This window comes from Parabacteroides sp. KHUB-02 (assembly GCF_056640955.1).
Genome location: NZ_JBWQEV010000001.1, coordinates 2,731,550 through 2,749,069, shown reverse-complemented (window position 1 = coordinate 2,749,069; position 17,520 = coordinate 2,731,550). Strand labels below are relative to the sequence as shown.

Annotated in this window: 12 protein-coding genes, 1 tRNA gene and 1 riboswitch; of the genes, 8 read left to right on the top strand and 5 right to left on the bottom strand. The window is 47.9% G+C overall.

Annotation, left to right across the window (positions count from 1 at the left end; genetic code table 11):
• Positions 1-20 precede the first annotated feature (20 nt).
• The gene (locus tag ACYIA1_RS12200; RefSeq protein ID WP_005867211.1) at positions 21-1,226 is read left to right on the top strand and encodes an alkaline phosphatase family protein; all 1,206 of its coding nucleotides are present in this window, start codon (positions 21-23) and stop codon (positions 1,224-1,226) included.
• An 87-nt stretch (positions 1,227-1,313) separates the two neighbouring features.
• On the opposite strand, the gene ACYIA1_RS12195 is transcribed toward ACYIA1_RS12200, so the two are convergent.
• The 4 genes from ACYIA1_RS12195 to ACYIA1_RS12180 form a co-directional block, all read right to left on the bottom strand.
• On the bottom strand, positions 1,314-2,162 hold the full coding sequence (locus ACYIA1_RS12195; protein ID WP_036615478.1) for a sugar phosphate isomerase/epimerase family protein: 849 nt from the start codon (positions 2,160-2,162) through the stop codon (positions 1,314-1,316).
• Positions 2,163-2,267: 105 nt separating this feature from the next.
• On the bottom strand, positions 2,268-2,483 hold the full coding sequence (locus ACYIA1_RS12190) for a winged helix-turn-helix domain-containing protein (RefSeq protein WP_005854120.1): 216 nt from the start codon (positions 2,481-2,483) through the stop codon (positions 2,268-2,270).
• Between the two features lie 126 nt (positions 2,484-2,609).
• The gene (locus ACYIA1_RS12185; protein WP_048927513.1) at positions 2,610-4,103 is read right to left on the bottom strand and encodes an NAD-dependent epimerase/dehydratase family protein; all 1,494 of its coding nucleotides are present in this window, start codon (positions 4,101-4,103) and stop codon (positions 2,610-2,612) included.
• A gap of 94 nt (positions 4,104-4,197) precedes the next feature.
• Positions 4,198-4,269, bottom strand: a tRNA-Glu gene (locus ACYIA1_RS12180).
• 271 nt (positions 4,270-4,540) lie between these two features.
• Here ACYIA1_RS12180 and mutA point away from each other — a divergent pair.
• The 6 genes from mutA to ACYIA1_RS12150 all read left to right on the top strand — a co-directional run bounded on the left by mutA (position 4,541) and on the right by ACYIA1_RS12150 (position 13,761).
• Complete coding sequence (mutA, locus tag ACYIA1_RS12175) at positions 4,541-6,400, top strand: methylmalonyl-CoA mutase small subunit (RefSeq protein WP_048927514.1); 1,860 nt, start codon at positions 4,541-4,543, stop codon at positions 6,398-6,400.
• Positions 6,401-6,412: 12 nt separating this feature from the next.
• A complete protein-coding gene (gene scpA, locus ACYIA1_RS12170) occupies positions 6,413-8,560 on the top strand; it encodes a methylmalonyl-CoA mutase (protein ID WP_048927515.1) in 2,148 nt (715 codons plus the stop codon).
• Positions 8,561-8,689: 129 nt separating this feature from the next.
• Positions 8,690-9,544 (top strand): type II pantothenate kinase, encoded by an 855-nt coding sequence (gene coaW / locus ACYIA1_RS12165; RefSeq protein ID WP_008773692.1) that lies wholly within the window; start codon positions 8,690-8,692, stop codon positions 9,542-9,544.
• Between the two features lie 19 nt (positions 9,545-9,563).
• Positions 9,564-9,766, top strand: a riboswitch (cobalamin riboswitch).
• Positions 9,767-10,058: 292 nt separating this feature from the next.
• Complete coding sequence (locus ACYIA1_RS12160) at positions 10,059-10,667, top strand: porin family protein (RefSeq protein ID WP_005867222.1); 609 nt, start codon at positions 10,059-10,061, stop codon at positions 10,665-10,667.
• An 87-nt stretch (positions 10,668-10,754) separates the two neighbouring features.
• Entirely contained in the window at positions 10,755-13,217 is a 2,463-nt protein-coding gene (priA, locus tag ACYIA1_RS12155) for a replication restart helicase PriA (protein WP_480335392.1), read from the top strand.
• Positions 13,218-13,251: 34 nt separating this feature from the next.
• Positions 13,252-13,761: a low molecular weight protein-tyrosine-phosphatase gene (locus ACYIA1_RS12150; RefSeq protein ID WP_172618161.1), complete on the top strand. Its 510-nt coding sequence runs from the start codon at positions 13,252-13,254 to the stop codon at positions 13,759-13,761.
• A 106-nt stretch (positions 13,762-13,867) separates the two neighbouring features.
• On the opposite strand, the gene ACYIA1_RS12145 is transcribed toward ACYIA1_RS12150, so the two are convergent.
• Positions 13,868-15,907: an HD family phosphohydrolase gene (locus tag ACYIA1_RS12145; RefSeq protein ID WP_048927518.1), complete on the bottom strand. Its 2,040-nt coding sequence runs from the start codon at positions 15,905-15,907 to the stop codon at positions 13,868-13,870.
• Positions 15,908-16,002: 95 nt separating this feature from the next.
• Between ACYIA1_RS12145 and gltX the strand changes: the two genes are divergently transcribed.
• On the top strand, positions 16,003-17,520 hold the full coding sequence (gene gltX, locus ACYIA1_RS12140; protein ID WP_005867230.1) for a glutamate--tRNA ligase: 1,518 nt from the start codon (positions 16,003-16,005) through the stop codon (positions 17,518-17,520).

Below are 17,520 nucleotides of genomic sequence, written 5' to 3'. Positions count from 1 at the left end.
CTCTTTTTTAATTTAATGATATGTGGAATAATCGTATTGAGTTCTTACTCGTTAGTTTCTTTTGTATTTGTTCATTGGCTTTTACCGGTTGCCAAACGAAAAAACAATCGGATCGTTATGTCGTAGTTTTATCAATGGACGGTTTCCGCTCTGATTATCCGTCACGTGCTCATACTCCGACGTTGGATTCTTTGGCGAATGTGGGGGTTCGCTCCACGTTTCGCCCGTGTTATCCCAGCGTGACTTTCCCGAATCATTATAGCATGGCTACCGGATTGCATCCGGATCACCATGGTTTGGTAAATAATTTCTTTTATGACGCGGAGCTTGATAGCTCATACCGGATGGGAAATCTTGATCCGCAATTTTATGGTGGAGAACCTATTTGGAATACGGCGGAACGCCAAGGGGTTCGTACCGCCTCGTTCTATTGGGTAGGTAGTGAGGTGCCTTTAGAGAGTGGTCAGCCTTCAATATGGAAGCCGTTTGATAAATCGGTTCCTTTTTCAGATCGTGCTGATTCCGTGATATCTTGGCTGAAGTTGCCGGAAGATGTGCGTCCTCATTTGATTATGTGGTATATGGAAGAACCGGATGCGATAGGTCATTCCGCTACCCCGGATTCGTCGGCGACCTTGGATGTGGTGGAGAACTTGGATAAAGTCTTGAATCATTTCTTCACGGAAGCCCGTCAGTTGGATATTTTCGATAAGATCGATTTTATCGTTCTTTCGGATCATGGAATGGCCACCTATTATCCCGAGAAATATGTGAACTTGAATGATTATCTACCCCGGGATAGTTTCGATTGTGTTTTTGATGGCGTTCCTACATTATTGTATCCCAAGAAAACCTATGTGGATACTGCCTATGCGATTTTACAGAAAGTGCCGAATATAACCGTATGGAAGAAAAACGAGATTCCTGAGAAATTTGTTTACGGAAAGAATCCTCGAGTTAGTGACTTAGTTGTTTCTCCACATATTGGAACGTATGTAGAATTCCGAGAGAAATCATCTCCCCGTTATGCGGCGACACATGGTTACGATAATTTTACGCCGGAGATGGAGGCCATATTCTATGCGGCAGGTCCCTCGTTCAAGAGACATGCGGAGGTCCCGCAAATGGCGAACGTGAACCTTTACTTGATGATTGCCCGTTTATTGAATATACAACCTGCTCCGAATGATGGGGATAGCGCTGTCGTTCAGCAGCTATTTAAATGATAAGATTGATGCTACCATCTCATTTGACATGACATTACTGCAACCGCCGTGCGGTAATACTGCGGTGGTCTTGCGGTAATTGATGCTTTATTGATATTCGCGTGCCATCTTACGCATGAAGGCGAGACTGCCTTTGGCTAAGGCATCGGCATTGTATTTAGACGGACGCCACAAAGATACGGCTTCCGCCATACCGGGAACAGAATTGGAGAAATTCTCCAAAACTAAATTCCCATTGAAATCGATTTCCTGTAGTCCCCGGAACAAATCATCCCAGCGTACGTTTCCCTCACCCAGCATTCCCCGGTCACTTTCAGTCATGTGAATATGGCGAAGCCGGCTGCCAGCCGCAATAACCGGTTCATAAAAACTCGTCTCTTCTATATTCATATGGAAAGTATCCAGATGCAAAGACAAATTCGGTGCGTTTACGCGTTTGATAAAGCGCAGGACTTCCTCCGCAGAGGTACACATATAACTTTCATAGCGATTGATCGGCTCGATGCCGATCGTGATTCCAGATCGTGCGGCGTATTCGGCAACCTCTGCCCATACCTCACAAAGTGTATTTTCTTCTTCTTGTGTTCGCTGTTTGCCGGAAAAGACCCCGATGCCGGAATGTAAGACACCTCCCAAGTAATCAACCTCCAGTTCGCTCGCTTTATCCAGCGCCTCCTTGATCAGACAAGTCGCTTTCTTGGGATAAAAAGGAATATGCGCTTCTTTGGGAAGATTGAGAGAACAAGTCGCCTTCAATCCGTGTTGTTTCAATTGTCGCTTTACGGTTGGAGCGTCGAACTCCATGGAAGGAGGCAACAAAATTTCCAGTAAATCAAAACCGGCGGCAGATGCTTGCTGGATAGCGAAAAGACCGGCTTCTGGTGTCCACATAGGTGGTATCCAAGAAAGAATGGAAGCTCCGAAAGTAGGATTCATAATCGTATTGTTTTTATTTCGTTAGGGTTACAAAGTAAGTGTTTTTTTGAAGATTTCATTGCGAAGAAAGTGAAATCCTTCACAATGAAATATCATAAATGTCATTTAAAAATAAAAGTTGGTACCCGGACAGAAGATAGGGTGGCTGCTGGTATTATCAATTTCAATCTTATTTTCTCTAGCGAGCCAACCGATAGCGGACCATAGATCCGCATCTGTTAGAGCGGATTTTGCTCTCAACGCCTCAAAACTCCAATGTTGGCCATCTGAAAGCAAATTCCAGATAGCTCCTGCATTTAATCCGATCGATCCTTTTGTCATGATAAAATCTGTTTTTATGTTTATGGTATATAGTGCTTATATTGTTATAACAGATAATATCCGGTAAAAGTATGTTGCGTTGAGATAAATAATCTAAAAAACAAAAATCTCTTGATGCGTTGAATTTTATTCCTTGAAGTCAGTGAATATGGATTCATCATATACATTGTGTTCCTTTTTATCGTGGAATGGATACCATACTTGGGCAAAGAACGGATTTCCTTTAGCGATCTCGTCGTAATTCCAAGGGAGAGGTAAACATTCCGGGCACCAATGGCCTCCTAATAATACTAATGTGGGAGAGGCCTTAAAACGGTGACCGAATTGGCACTCCCAATCGAGTGGAGTCGATAAATCTCCTTTTGTCATGGCCGGTGACAAGCATTTTCCTCCCCTGAATTCCGCGGCTTTACGCATATCCTCGATATTCCATTCTGATTTAGGCTTACTTTCATCATAACCATGATCCAGAAAGACGGGTGTTTCGGAGGGGCGTTCTGTCCGGATCTTATCCCAACCCGGGATTGCTTGCCAATCCTCATACGAGCCAAAATATGCGGATATACGATCTTGGTGTCTGTTCTTGATCCAGTTACGAGTTCCCAGTCCCGGCTTTTTAGCGATGGCTCCCATACCCAGTTTTATGAAGATAGGAGGGACGATCTTTGCTAGGTGGAAATACCAAGGGACTTGGCTGGCCATCCATTTAAAATAATCGTCGCAAGTTTGGTTACTGCGGAAATGCAGATATCCTTCCAATAGATCTGAATCGGTATACCATTGTCCGTGGAAATTACGGATAGCGAACCAGTTCGGTTCGAATATTTTCTCTGGGGCGGGACAGCCAATCGCTTTTAACAATTTACTCTCAAACTCATAATTCGTCAGGCGGAAAGACGGGCCGCTACTAATATTATAGAAACGGTTCCAAAACTTATCCGGCACCTCCTCCTCGCATACATTCGCTAGTAAGCGACCGGAATCCTCGGCGGTAGCCCATTCCAGCACGCCGTCTAGCGGTACGTGGAATGTGATTGGGTCCGAACCCTTGAATAATAATTCGGGGCATAAGATACCGGTTTGGCGAAGGCACGCCCAATGTTTAATACCCGACTCCACGAAAATACGTTCGGCTATTGTCTTTGAGATGGCATAATGATCATAGACACTTATATTGATCGGATCTCCCGTACGTCCCCAATGAACAGGTGCGTTACGGTGGCCGGTTTGCGCTACGGAGCCGATATAGACTACCTTGATCCGGTCTGAGTTCGGTTGTGCTTTTACGGCATCCACGATATATTGGGCGGCGGTCGTGTTTACTTTCAAGGTTTTTTTAGGGAAATAATCCGCTGCCGGGGAAACCATTCCACCTACATGCAATACGTAGTCCGCCCCCATTACTCCATTTAAGACATCTTGATAATTTGTCAAGTCTCCCCAAACGATACGGATCCCTGCCATGGCCTCATATGCGGCTAATTTCTCTTTATTGATTTTGCTTGGACGAGCCAAAAGTGTTATATTAAAACGATCTAGCCGCTTGGACAACTCGACCAATCCGGCATGTCCCATCGTCCCGGTGGCTCCGGTCAGAAAGACGGTCTTTTTACTTTTCATGATATAATTTAGTGTATAATGAAAGACTTAGGATACTATCGGGTAGCGAAGGTATATAAAAAAAAACTCCCAACCAATAGATTGAGAGCTTTTGTAGTGGATACGAGAATCGAACTCGTATTACATGCGTGAGAGGCATGTGTCCTAACCGTTAGACGAATCCACCATTTAGGTGTCATTGTTTTTGTTTGACGATGCAAAGGTAGATATATTTTTTAATTCTGCAATAGTTGAACCGAGTTTTTTTGAAGAAAAAGTGTGTTTTTTATCAAAATGCCAAGAAAACGGGGAGAATACCACTAAAAGGCGTTAAAAGTAGTTGCGATTTCATTGTTTTTTCATTGTCGGTACTGTTTATTTATTCTACCTTTGCCATCTGTAATTGAACAAAATAGTATTGAACATTACTAATACCAGTTTAATAAACAACTAATATTATGGCAGAACTTAAAGAAAAACTTTTCTCAGAATTCGCTCCTGTGTCTACTGAAGAGTGGATGGCGAAGATAACGGCCGACCTGAAAGGGGTACCGTTTGAGAAAAAGCTTGTTTGGAAGACAGGCGAAGGATTTAATGTAAATCCTTTCTATCGTGCAGAAGACATCGAGGGTTTAAAGACTACAGAGTCTCTTCCCGGTGAATTCCCTTATGTTCGTGGAACGAAGAAAGACAACGATTGGAAGGTACGCCAGAACATTGAAGTTTGCTGCTTCAAGGGTGCTAATGAGAAAGCACTTGACCTTTTGACGAAAGGTGTTACTTCTCTTGGGTTCATCATCAAAGGTGATGAGGTGAACGAGGAGAATATAGCTACTTTATTAGAAGGTATTTGTCCGGCTTCCGTAGAATTGAACTTCAACACTTGCAACTGCAAAGCGGAGAAGTTGATCGGTATCTTGGCTGACTACTTCAAAGGCAAGGGTGTCGACGCAGAGAAGTGCTACGGTTCTGTAAACTATGACGCTTTCAAGAAACCTTTAGTAAAAGGTAAAGAAAACAGTGAGTGGGTAGAAGGTGCCGCAGCTGTGCTCAAAGCTGGACAGGCTTTGCCTAACTACCGTGTATTGGCTGTAAATGCGTTCCTTTTCAACAATGCTGGCGCTTACATTTCTCAGGAATTAGGTTACGCCTTGGCTTGGGGTAACGAATTGATGGCAAAACTTACCGAGGCTGGTTTCACCGCTGACGAGGTTGCCAAGAAAATCAAATTCAATTTTGGTATCAGCTCTAACTACTTCATGGAAATCGCTAAGCTCCGTGCGGCTCGTTGGTTGTGGGCCGAGATCGTAGCCGCTTATAAGCCGGCCTGCGAATGCGCTTGCAAGATGGTTGCTCACGCACAGACTTCAGAGTGGAACATGACGGTTTACGATGCTCACGTAAACTTGCTTCGTTCTCAAACTGAGGCTATGTCTGCCGCTCTTGCCGGCGTAGACTCTATCACGGTTCGCCCGTTTGATAAGATTTACCAGACTCCAGACGATTTCTCTGAGCGTATCGCACGTAACCAACAATTATTATTGAAGGAAGAGTGCCACTTGGATAAGGTCGTTGACCCGTCTGCCGGTTCTTATTATGTAGAGGTATTGACGAATTCCTTGGCTGATGTCGCTTGGAAGTTGTTCTTGGAGGTTGAGGAAAAAGGAGGATTCTCCGTTGCCGTGAACGCAGGTGAGATCCAAAATGCCGTTAACGCTTCGAATGTAGCTCGTAAGAAAGCGGTTGCTACCCGTCGTGAGATCTTGTTGGGTTCTAACCAGTATCCTAACTTCACGGAAGTAGCTGCCGATAAGATTCAAGAAAAAGGTTCTTGCTGTTGTGGCGGTGGTCATTGCGGTGAGGCAACGATCCCGGCTCTAGATTTCTCTCGCGGCGCTTCTGAATTCGAGGCTTTGCGTATGACGACAGAGAAGAGTGGCAAGACTCCGAAGGTATTTATGTTGACGATAGGTAACTTGGCGATGCGTTTGGCTCGTTCACAGTTCTCCGCTAACTTCTTCGCTTGTGCCGGATATAAGATAATTGATAACTTAGGCTTCGATACGGTTGAGGCTGGTGTTGAGGCTGCTGTCAAGGCGGGTGCCGAGATCGTGGTTCTTTGCTCTAGTGATGACGAGTATGCAGAATTCGCTCCTGCCGCTTACAAGGCTTTGGCCGGACGTGCCGAATTCGTTGTAGCCGGAGCTCCTGCTTGCGCGGACGACTTGAAGGCTCAAGGTATCGACCAGTTCGTAAATGTAAAGAGCAATGTGCTTGAGACATTGAAAGCATTCAACGCTAAATTAGGAATCGCTTAAGTATAAACAATTATGAGACCAGATTTTAAAAACATAGATATAAAGAATGCCGGATTCGCAGCTACAAACGCTGCCGAATGGGCAAAAGCCAATGGCATCGAGCCCAATTGGAAAACACCCGAGCATATCGAGGTGAAACCTGTATATACAAAAGAAGACTTGGAGGGTATGGAGCACTTGAACTATGCTTCCGGTTTGCCTCCTTATCTACGTGGCCCGTACAGCGGTATGTACGCTATGCGTCCTTGGACAATCCGTCAGTACGCAGGTTTCTCTACCGCTGAGGAGTCTAACGCTTTCTATCGCCGTAACTTGGCTTCCGGTCAGAAAGGTTTGTCCGTTGCGTTCGACCTTCCGACTCACCGTGGTTACGATGCCGACAACGAACGTGTGGTTGGTGATGTAGGTAAAGCGGGTGTATCTATCTGTTCCTTGGAGAACATGAAAGTGTTATTCGATGGTATTCCTTTGAACAAGATGTCTGTTTCCATGACCATGAATGGTGGTGTGCTTCCGGTATTGGCATTCTATATCAACGCAGGTTTGGAGCAAGGTGCTAAGTTGGAGGAAATGGCCGGTACGATCCAGAACGATATATTGAAAGAGTTCATGGTACGTAATACCTATATCTATCCGCCTGAGTTCTCCATGAAGATTATCGCTGATATCTTCGAGTACACCTCTCAGAAGATGCCGAAGTTCAACTCTATCTCTATCTCCGGTTATCATATGCAGGAGGCTGGTGCTACGGCTGATATCGAGATGGCTTATACGTTGTGCGACGGTATGGAATATCTTCGTGCCGGTATCAACGCCGGTATCGATGTGGATGCGTTCGCTCCCCGTTTGTCATTCTTCTGGGCTATCGGTGTAAATCACTTCATGGAGATCGCCAAGATGCGTGCGGCTCGTATGTTGTGGGCGAAGATCGTGAAGAGCTTCGGCGCTAAGAACCCGAAATCATTGGCATTGCGTACACATAGCCAGACTTCCGGTTGGTCATTGACCGAGCAAGATCCGTTCAATAACGTAGGACGTACTTGTATCGAGGCTATGGCCGCTACATTAGGACATACACAATCTTTGCATACGAACGCATTGGATGAGGCGATCGCTTTGCCGACCGACTTCTCTGCTCGTATCGCTCGTAATACACAGATTTACATTCAGGAAGAGACTAAGATCTGTAAGGAGATCGACCCGTGGGCTGGTTCTTACTATGTAGAGTCTTTGACGAATGAGTTGGTACATAAAGGTTGGGCATTGATCCAAGAGATCGAGAGCATGGGTGGTATGGCGAAAGCCATCGAGACAGGTCTTCCTAAGATGCGTATCGAGGAAGCTGCCGCTCGTACACAGGCTCGTATCGACTCTGGTGTTCAGACCATCGTTGGTGTTAACAAATATCGTTTGCCGAAGGAAGATCCGATCGATATCCTTGAGATCGATAATACAGCCGTACGTAACGAGCAGATCGCCGCTTTGAAGGAGTTGCGTGCTAACCGTGACGAAGCCGCTGTTCAAAAAGCTTTGGCTGATATCACGGAGTGCGTGAAGACGAAGAAGGGCAACTTATTAGAGTTGGCTGTTAAGGCTGCCGGCTTGCGTGCGTCATTGGGAGAGATCTCCGATGCTTGCGAGGTGGTTGTAGGTCGTTATAAAGCAATCATTAGAACTATTTCAGGCGTGTATTCATCAGAAACTAAGAAAGACGCAGACTTCCAGAAAGCTTGCGAGCTTTGCGAGCAATTCGCTAAGAAAGAAGGCCGTCAGCCTCGTATCATGATCGCTAAGATGGGTCAGGACGGACACGACCGTGGCGCTAAGGTTGTCGCTACTGGTTATGCGGACTGTGGTTTCGACGTAGATATGGGACCGTTGTTCCAGACTCCGGCCGAGGCTGCCCGTCAAGCTGTGGAGAACGACGTTCACGTAATGGGCGTTTCTTCTTTGGCCGCTGGTCATAAGACGTTGGTTCCGCAGGTTATCGAGGAGTTGAAGAAACTAGGTCGTGAGGACATCATCGTTATTGCTGGAGGTGTAATCCCGGCTCAAGACTATGACTTCTTGTATAAGGCTGGCGTTGCCGCTATCTTTGGCCCGGGTACTTCCGTATCGAAGGCAGCTTGCCAGATCCTTGAGATCTTGTTAGGCGAATAAATAGAGTTTAGACCTTACGGTTTTTAAATAAAGAGAGGCTGGACAATTGATTTTGTCCGGCCTTTTTTAGTATTGTATGCGGGTTTATGTACTTTTGTAGCGATTATTCAATTAAAAAGGGAAAGAATCATGGGAATCGTTATAGGTATAGATGTGGGAGGTAGCACGACCAAGATCGTCGGCGTGGAGGATAAGAAGATCAAGAACCCGATGTTCGTGAAAGCTACCGATCCGGTAACCTCTTTATTCGGAGCCTTCGGTAAGTATATTTATGATAATAACATCTCGCTCTCGAATATAGAGAAAGTGATCTTGACGGGTGTAGGTAGCGCCTATATCGATCAACCTTTATATGGCTTACCAACTGCGAAGACGGATGAGTTCCTTGCGAATGGGCTAGGGGCGCAATATAATACGGGACTGGACAGTCTATTGGTGGTCAGCATGGGAACGGGTACCTCCTTTGTCAAGGTACAAGGCTCCACGATCGAGCATATCGGGGGATTGGGTATCGGTGGCGGAACAATCCTCGGCTTGTCTAAGCTATTATTGAAAACGCATGACTTTCACCAAATAGCGTCTTTGGCCGAGCACGGTTCCTTGAATGATATCGACTTGCATATCCGGGATATTACGCCGCATCCGCTACCCGGCCTGCCGCTGGACGTGACAGCCTCTATTTTCGGAAAAGCGGACGCGAACGCTAAGGTTGAGGATATCGCTCTCGGTATCGTTCATATGGTCTTGCAGACCATCGGACAAGGAGCTGTTTTCGCCTCGTTAAATGGCGATATCAAGAATATCGTATTGATCGGTAACCTGACTCGCTTGCCACAATGCCCGGATATTTTCCCCCGTCTGGAGGAGATGTGCGATGTCCATTTCAAGATACCGGAGTATGCCGAATATCGCACGGCTATCGGGGCGGCTTTATGCTATATCAGGAACCGGGAATATAAGGATATTTTTTGTGGAAAGTGTTAGGCTACATCAAAACTTTATGTATCTTTGCTACATGCTTTGTTCCCTTTCGGCAATCGCCGGATAGGGATTAAAAGGGAATCGGGTGAGAATCCCGGACAGTCCCGCTGCTGTAAGCTTCATAAACGGGTTGAGCAATACTGTTGCCACTGTTCATTCAAGTGAATGGGAAGGCGCTTAAGACCGGAAGTAAGTCAGAAGACCTGCAAGGCGTGTATATTTTCGACGGCTTCGAGGAAAGGCCGGAAGAGAACGCAAGAACCGTATCCGGTTTTTACTATTCTTTATCCAAGGTTTTCTTATCAAGTCGTCTCATGGTTTCGGATAATTATTTTGCCATAATAATTAGGGAAAGAAGCATGAATCTGACCGACGGGATGAGCTCCGTGTGTAAGATGCATGCTTTCTTTGCGTTTAAAGGACTGGGGTATTCCGTGAACACTCTATAGAGAATATTTGTTTATTATTAGAAAAGTGCGTTTATTTGCAACGAGTAATTAACAAAAGAAGTATGAATATGAAGAAAATTGTGGGACTTGTTATGGTTGCCTTGCTAGCGTTGATGGCGCTTCCGGCGAACGCTCAGCTTAAATTCGGTATCAAGGGAGGTGTGAATATATCGTCTGTTCATTTCAACTCGGACGTGTTGAAAGCGGATAACGTAACCGGCTTCCAAGTGGGTCCGATGATCGAGACGACCTTACCGTTGGTCGGTGTCGGGATCGATGCGGCAGTGTTGTATTCGCAAAAAGGTTTGGAAACGACCTCGGCTGGCGGGGTGAAGACTTCGATGAAGACGGATTATATCGATGTTCCGGTCAACTTGAAATGGAAATTCGGCTTACCGATCGTCAAGGCGTATCTGGCAGCCGGTCCGTATATCGGTTTCCGTGTAGGCGGTGATAAGTTTTGGGATATCCCGGGTTCCGTAGCGGATCAGGTGAAGGCGAAGAATTTCAGCGCAGGTCTTAACTTCGGTGCCGGCGTGGAGCTGATCAGTCACTTGCAGGTGGGTTTCAATTATGGTCTGGGACTGACTGATAACTATAGTATTGAGAAGGTGAACCTCTCCGACGGTGCCGGAAAGAACCGTGGATGGTCTATCACGGCAGCGATCTTGTTCTAAATAGGTGAAAATAAAATGAGAGAGGCTGGGCTTTAGAAGTCCGGCCTTTTTTGTTATTTTTGGGCTCGTAATGAAACACCTGTTTGAATGAAATACGCGGACGTCATACTTCCCCTTCCTTTGGAGAATAGCTATACCTATCGGATACCCGAAGATCTGGAGAGAGCCGTGACTCCCGGTTGCCGGGTGATCGTGCATTTCGGGAAGAAACGATATTATACGGCTATCGTCATGGAGGTACACGACCGGGAACCGGTATCCGATTTTGAGACGAAGGAGATCTACGCTTTGCTGGATGCCACGCCGGTGCTCCGCCGTCCGCAACTCCGTTTCTGGAAATGGATATCTTCTTATTATATATGTAAGCTGGGCGACGTGTATAAGGCGGCCTTGCCTTCCGGCTTAAAGTTGGAAAGCGAGACGACGGTTACTTATAATGAGGATTTCGAGGCCACCGCCCCCTTGCGCCCGAACGAGCAAGCGGTACTGGATGCTTTTAGCGGGGTTTTGAAATTGACGATCTCGGAGTTGGAGAAGAAGACCGGTCTTCGAAATGTTGTCCCGATCGTCTCTTCCTTGATGGTGAAAGGGGCGGTCGAGGTGAGCGAGGAGCTAAAGCGAGGATTCGTTCCCAAGACACAGGCGTTTATCCGTTTGGCCGAGGCTTACCGGGATGAGACGAAATTACAGGCGGTGTTCGAGGATTTGAAACGAGCGAAGAAGCAAGAGCTTCTGCTGGTCAGCTTCTTGGATTTAAGCCATACCTTGAATCCCGCTTTATCGAAGGAGCTTTCCAAGAAAGAGCTATTGGAACGCAGTGGTTATACCTCTGCGGTATTGGAGGGGCTGCTGAAACGGGGTATCTTGGAGAGTTACGAGAAAGAGGTGGGTCGTTTGCAAGTATCTGTCTGCCGCTTGCAAGAGCCGAATCCGCTCAGTCCGGCGCAAGAGAAAGCCTATGGAGAGATCCATGAGGCTTTCAAGACGAAGGAGGTCTGCTTGCTTCATGGCGTGACTTCCAGTGGTAAGACCGAGATATACGTCCGTTTGATCCATGAGGTCTTGCGGCTGGGGCGGCAGGTTTTATATATGTTGCCGGAGATCGCTATCACGACCCAGATCACGGAACGGCTGGCGAAATTATTCGGGGATAAGCTATTGGTCTACCACTCTAAGTTCTCGGATAACGAGCGGGTGGAAGTTTGGAATAAGCTATTGCATAACGACGAGCCTATGCTGGTATTGGGGGTCCGTTCGTCCCTCTTCCTTCCGTTTAAGGACTTGGGCTTGATTATCGTGGACGAGGAGCATGAGAATACGTATAAGCAGCAGGACCCGGCACCCCGTTACCATGCCCGTAACGCTGCCATCGTCTTGGCGGGTATGCACGGCGGTAAGACCTTATTGGGTTCCGCCACCCCCTCCATCGATTCTTATTTCAACGCTACGGCGGGGAAATACGGTCTGGTTGAGTTATCTACCCGCTACGGTGATTGCTTGATGCCGGAGATTATTACGGTGGACGTGAAGGAGCTAAAGCGCAAGAAGATCATGAAAGATACCCTTTTCTCCCCTCTGTTGGTGGAGAAGGTGCGGGAGGCCCTATCCCGGGGCGAGCAGGCGATCCTATTCCAGAACCGCCGGGGATTCGCCCCGATGATCGAGTGCCGAGGGTGCGGGTGGGTGCCTCGTTGCGTGAATTGCGACGTTAGCCTTACCTACCACAAGGCGCATAATCAGCTGGTTTGCCATTATTGCGGTTATACCTACCGCTTGCCGCAGGTATGTCCCGAGTGTAAGGGGACGGAGTTCAAGATGCAAGGCTTCGGTACGGAGAAGGTAGAGGAGGAGATCGCTGGGCAATTCCCAGCGGCGAAGGTGGAGCGGCTGGATTTCGATACGGCCCGTACCCGCACGGCTTACGAGCGGATCATCTCGGATTTCGAGAAGGGGAAGACACAAATCTTGATTGGTACCCAGATGTTGTCGAAGGGATTGGATTTCGGGAATGTCAGCGTGGTCGGAATCCTGAGTGCCGATAGCCTGATGAATTTCCCTGACTTCCGGGCGCACGAGCGGGCTTATCAATTGATGGTACAGGTTAGCGGACGTGCCGGACGACGGGATAAGCGGGGTACGGTGATCTTGCAGACTACTCAGCCGGAGCATCCTTTGATCCGTATGGTGCAGCATTTTGCTTATAAGGAAATGGTGAGCTTGCAATTGAGCGAGCGTAGTATGTTCCGTTACCCGCCTTACTACCGTTTGATCGTCTTGATCCTTCGGAGTCGGAATGAGGAGGCTTTGCAGGAAATGTCTGCTTTATACGCCGAGAAACTTCGTGCTCGTTTGGGTGAGCGGGTGTTGGGGCCGGTTACGCCGCCTATCACTCGGGTACAGACGCTTCATATCAAGAAGATCGTCTTGAAGATCGAGATATCCGCCGGGATCGCTCCGCTTCGTGAGATATTGGAGGGTATTCATACTGAGATGCAAGGATATGTACCGTTTAAGCAGTTGCTGGTTCATTATGATGTGGACCCGGCTTGAGAATTGAAAATGGAGAATTGAAAATTGAAAATTAATGGAAAGGAGCTTAGTGATGAAGGAGGAGAAGGTACGGTTGTTGTTTGTGTGCTTGGGGAATATATGTCGCTCTCCGTCGGCGGAGGCAGTAATGAAGAGGTTGGTGAAGGATGCGGGATTGGGAGATCGGATTGAGATCGATTCCGCCGGGATCACCGGGTATCATGAAGGAGACCGGGCGGATTCACGGATGCGGGCGCATGCGGCCCGTAGGGGATATGTGTTGGATTCGATCTCCCGTCCGGTACGTCAGTGGGACTTCCATGACTTCGATTTGATTATCGGCATGGACGACCAAAATATAACGGACTTGAAACGGATGGCTCCCGATCTGGAATCCGTCGCTAAGATACATCGGATGACCGAGTTCTCCCGGAATAAGTTGTACGATCACGTCCCGGATCCTTATTATAGCGGTGCCGAGGGCTTCGAGCTGGTCTTGGATCTATTGGAAGACGCTTGCGCCGGGTTGTTGGAATATTGCCGATTATTACGATGCCCATCGTAAGGTTGCTAGAATGCCCATTGTAAGATGCTTATAACTGCGATTATAAGAACCTTACAATAGGCATTATGGTTCTGTGCCGATGGCTGTATGCCTATCTGCTTGATAATTATTGTTTTTTCAAGTCCGGATAGCTGATTCGGGTATGGAACATGGTTTTCAGTTTGTCTACGAATACGCTCTTTATGGTCTCCACGTCCTTGAAGGTCAGCGGAGCGCTCTTTAGCAAGCCGTCGGCGATCTGCCCGTCGATGATCTTGTTCACCAAGGCGCTGATACTCTCTTCGGTATGTTCCTTCAAGCTGCGGGAGGCGGCTTCCACGGAATCGGCCATCATCAGTACGGCGGTCTCCTTCGAGAAGGGATTCGGGCCGGGGTAGGTGAATAGCTCGTCGTTAATCGGCTTGTCCGGGTATTGGTTCTTGAAAGAGTTGTAAAAATACTTCGCCTTGCCACGCCCGTGGTGCGTACGGATGAAGCTGATAACCGCCTTGGGTAACAGGGCCTTCTCGGCGATCTTCACGCCCTCGGTGACGTGGCTGATGATGATCTGCGCGCTTTGGTCGAACGATAACTGGTTATGCGGGTTCACGCTCGATTGGTTCTCGGTGAAGAAGACGGGGTTGCTCATCTTCCCGATGTCGTGATAAAGGGCGCCGGTACGTACCAGTTGGGCGTTGGCGCCGATCTTGGCGGCCGCCTCGGAAGCGAGGATGGATACCTGCAAGGAGTGCTGGAACGTGCCCGGGCAAGTCTCGCTAAGCTTTTTCAAGATCGGGTTGTTGATGTTGGACAGTTCCACCAAGGTGATGTCCGATACGTAGCCGAACGTCTTCTCCAGCATATATACCAATACGTAGGTGAACATGACGAGGATGAAGTTGATGCCGAAATAGAGCATCATCATCCAGTTGATCTTATTCAGGTTCGCCTCTTGGAACAACGTGAGGCTCATGTAGCAGATGGCGTACGAGAGGAAGATGAAGAATGCGCACCGGATCAGTTGTGAACGTTCGCTCAGGTTTCTCAGGCTGAACGTCACGACCATGCCCGCTATGGTTTGTAGCAACAGGAACTCATGCGGGAAAGGTACCATCAACGAGCAGATCAGCACGATGATAAGGTGCGTGAAAAGCGCCGTCCGGGAATCGAAGAAGGTACGTACTACGATCGGTACGATGGCGAACGGCAATATATATACGTTGAATAATGCGTAGGTAACACATAGTTCCGTAAGGATGCAACTCACGAATATGCAGAGGATCAAGAATAGTACGTTCTTCCGGTTGTGGAATATCTTCAAGCGGAAAGACCATAGGTAGAGCCAGAAACAGAACATTAGCCCGAAGACGAGCACGAATTGCCCGGCCAATATGATGCCTTGCGTCTGCGTGCCTCCGGTCTTGGCCTCGTGTATGGCCTTTAGGGAACGGAGCACGTTGTAGGTATGGTTGTCGATGATCTCGCCCCGGTCTACGATACGTTCTCCGGCTTGTACCATGCCGTTGGCGATCGATACGCCCTGTAGCATATCCTCCTTGATCTTGTCGGACATGTCAGCGGCATAGGATATGTTCTCGGTGAGGTAGTTATTGATGTCACACGATTGCAGGATGGATTTGTCCAGCCGTGACGGGCAGTTGTTGATAATGAACTCGTAGGCGGTGCGCACGGTGAAGAAGTCGCTCACGTAGCGGGGCTGTGCGATGGCGTTCTCCAAGAGGTTGACACGGGAGTATTCCTCTTTCCGTAGCTCGTCCAGATCCTGCGACGAGATGATACCGTTCTTGTATAAGTTAATTAGACTGCTCTCGATGTACTGCATGTAAGCGGGGGATACTTTGCTTCGCAGGCTATTGTCGTTATTGTAGTTGGTGCGCAGTTTCTCGATCTCTTCCTTTTGGATGCCGGGGTTCATGCGGTAATAAGGCTCGAACTTACGGAGTACGCTGTCTTTCTCCGCTTTTACCTCGTCGTCGGTCTTGTAGATCGGGAAATCGCTCGGGGCGGTGAGTAATCCATATCTCCAAGGCTTGCCCTCATAGAACTGATAACGGAATTTTCCCTCCCGGGGGAAGAAGTAGGCGATAAGTAACGCGGTCACCACGAAGTAGACCACGGTCGGTATATTGTAATTCTTCTGTTTCATATAGATTCCTTTTAGCGTCCGAAATATACGTAAAAAACTTCACTAAGCGGAAAAAAAGGCGTACTTTTGCCCCATTATTATAGAATGTAAGTATTATGACTCAAAGAAAAGTAAGAGTACGCTTTGCGCCTAGTCCTACGGGGGCGCTGCATATCGGAGGTGTCCGCACGGCTTTATACAACTATTTATTCGCTAAACAGAATGGCGGTGATATGATTCTCCGTATCGAGGATACGGATTCCCAACGCTTCGTTCCCGGGGCGGAAGACTATATCATCGAGGCCTTGACTTGGCTAGGTATCAAGTTCGACGAGGGCGTGAGCTTCGGCGGCAACTACGGCCCGTATCGCCAGAGCGAGCGTCGTGAGATCTACAAGAAGTATGTCGATCAATTGCTGAACGATGGCCATGCTTATATAGCGTTCGATACGCCTGCCGAGTTGGAGGAGAAACGGAAGGAGATCGCCAATTTCCAATACGACGCCTCTACCCGTTCGCTAATGCGCAACTCGTTGACACTTTCCCCTGAAGAGGTTCAGAACCTAATCGAGTCCGGTCATCAGTATGTGGTTCGTGCTAAGATCGAGCCGAATGAGGATATCCATGTGAATGACTTGATCCGTGGCGAGGTCGTTATCAACTCCTCTATCTTGGATGATAAAGTATTATATAAATCGGCTGACCAATTGCCTACTTACCACTTGGCGAATATCGTTGACGACCATTTAATGGAGGTTACCCATGTGATCCGTGGTGAGGAGTGGTTGCCGAGCGCGCCGCTTCACGTATTATTATATCGTTTTTTCGGTTGGGAAGATACGATGCCTAGTTTCGCCCACCTGTCGTTGCTGTTGAAACCGGAAGGTAATGGTAAGTTGAGCAAGCGTGACGGCGATCGTCTGGGCTTCCCTGTATTCCCCTTGGAATGGCACGATCCGAAGACGGGTGATGTCTCATCGGGCTATCGTGAGAGTGGCTACTTCCCCGAGGCTGTCGTAAACTTCCTTGCTTTGCTGGGTTGGAATCCGGGTAACGATCAAGAGGTGATGAGCATGGATGATTTGATCCGTTTGTTCGACCTGTCTCGTTGCAGCAAGAGCGGTGCTAAGTTCGATTATGAGAAAGGCAGATGGTTTAACCATCACTATTTGCTGGAGAAGAGTAATACGGAGATCGCTGACCTATTCTTGCCGATCGTGGAAAGCCACGGTATCCAGACTACCCATGCTTATGTAGAGAAAGTAGTCGGCATGATGAAAGGCCGTGTCAATTTCGTGAGTGAGTTATGGGATCTTTGCTCTTTCTTCTTTATCGCCCCGACGGAGTACGATGAGAAGACTCGCAAGAAACGCTGGAAGGAAGATTCGGCTGTTCAATTGGGTGAGTTTATCGAGCAATTGCGTGCCCGTGAGCCGTTCGACGTAGAAGGTACCGAGAACGAGTGCAAGGCTTGGATCGAGAGCAAGGGATATCATTTGGGGAATATCATGAACGCCGCCCGTCTGGCCTTGGTTGGCGAGGGCAAGGGCCCCGGCATCTTTGATATCACCGAGGCTTTAGGTAAAGAGGAGTCTATCCGCCGTATCCAACGGGCTATCGAGATATTAAAATAA

Excerpts from the sequence above, each read along its gene's own strand:
- ACYIA1_RS12200 (WP_005867211.1), top strand. The coding sequence starts at position 21 with ATGTGGAATAATCGTATTGAGTTCTTACTCGTTAGTTTCTTTTGTATT.
- ACYIA1_RS12195 (WP_036615478.1), bottom strand. The coding sequence starts at position 2,162 with ATGAATCCTACTTTCGGAGCTTCCATTCTTTCTTGGATACCACCTATG.
- ACYIA1_RS12190 (WP_005854120.1), bottom strand. The coding sequence starts at position 2,483 with ATGACAAAAGGATCGATCGGATTAAATGCAGGAGCTATCTGGAATTTG.
- ACYIA1_RS12185 (WP_048927513.1), bottom strand. The coding sequence starts at position 4,103 with ATGAAAAGTAAAAAGACCGTCTTTCTGACCGGAGCCACCGGGACGATG.
- mutA (WP_048927514.1), top strand. The coding sequence starts at position 4,541 with ATGGCAGAACTTAAAGAAAAACTTTTCTCAGAATTCGCTCCTGTGTCT.
- scpA (WP_048927515.1), top strand. The coding sequence starts at position 6,413 with ATGAGACCAGATTTTAAAAACATAGATATAAAGAATGCCGGATTCGCA.
- coaW (WP_008773692.1), top strand. The coding sequence starts at position 8,690 with ATGGGAATCGTTATAGGTATAGATGTGGGAGGTAGCACGACCAAGATC.
- ACYIA1_RS12160 (WP_005867222.1), top strand. The coding sequence starts at position 10,059 with ATGAAGAAAATTGTGGGACTTGTTATGGTTGCCTTGCTAGCGTTGATG.
- priA (WP_480335392.1), top strand. The coding sequence starts at position 10,755 with ATGAAATACGCGGACGTCATACTTCCCCTTCCTTTGGAGAATAGCTAT.
- ACYIA1_RS12150 (WP_172618161.1), top strand. The coding sequence starts at position 13,252 with ATGGAAAGGAGCTTAGTGATGAAGGAGGAGAAGGTACGGTTGTTGTTT.
- ACYIA1_RS12145 (WP_048927518.1), bottom strand. The coding sequence starts at position 15,907 with ATGAAACAGAAGAATTACAATATACCGACCGTGGTCTACTTCGTGGTG.
- gltX (WP_005867230.1), top strand. The coding sequence starts at position 16,003 with ATGACTCAAAGAAAAGTAAGAGTACGCTTTGCGCCTAGTCCTACGGGG.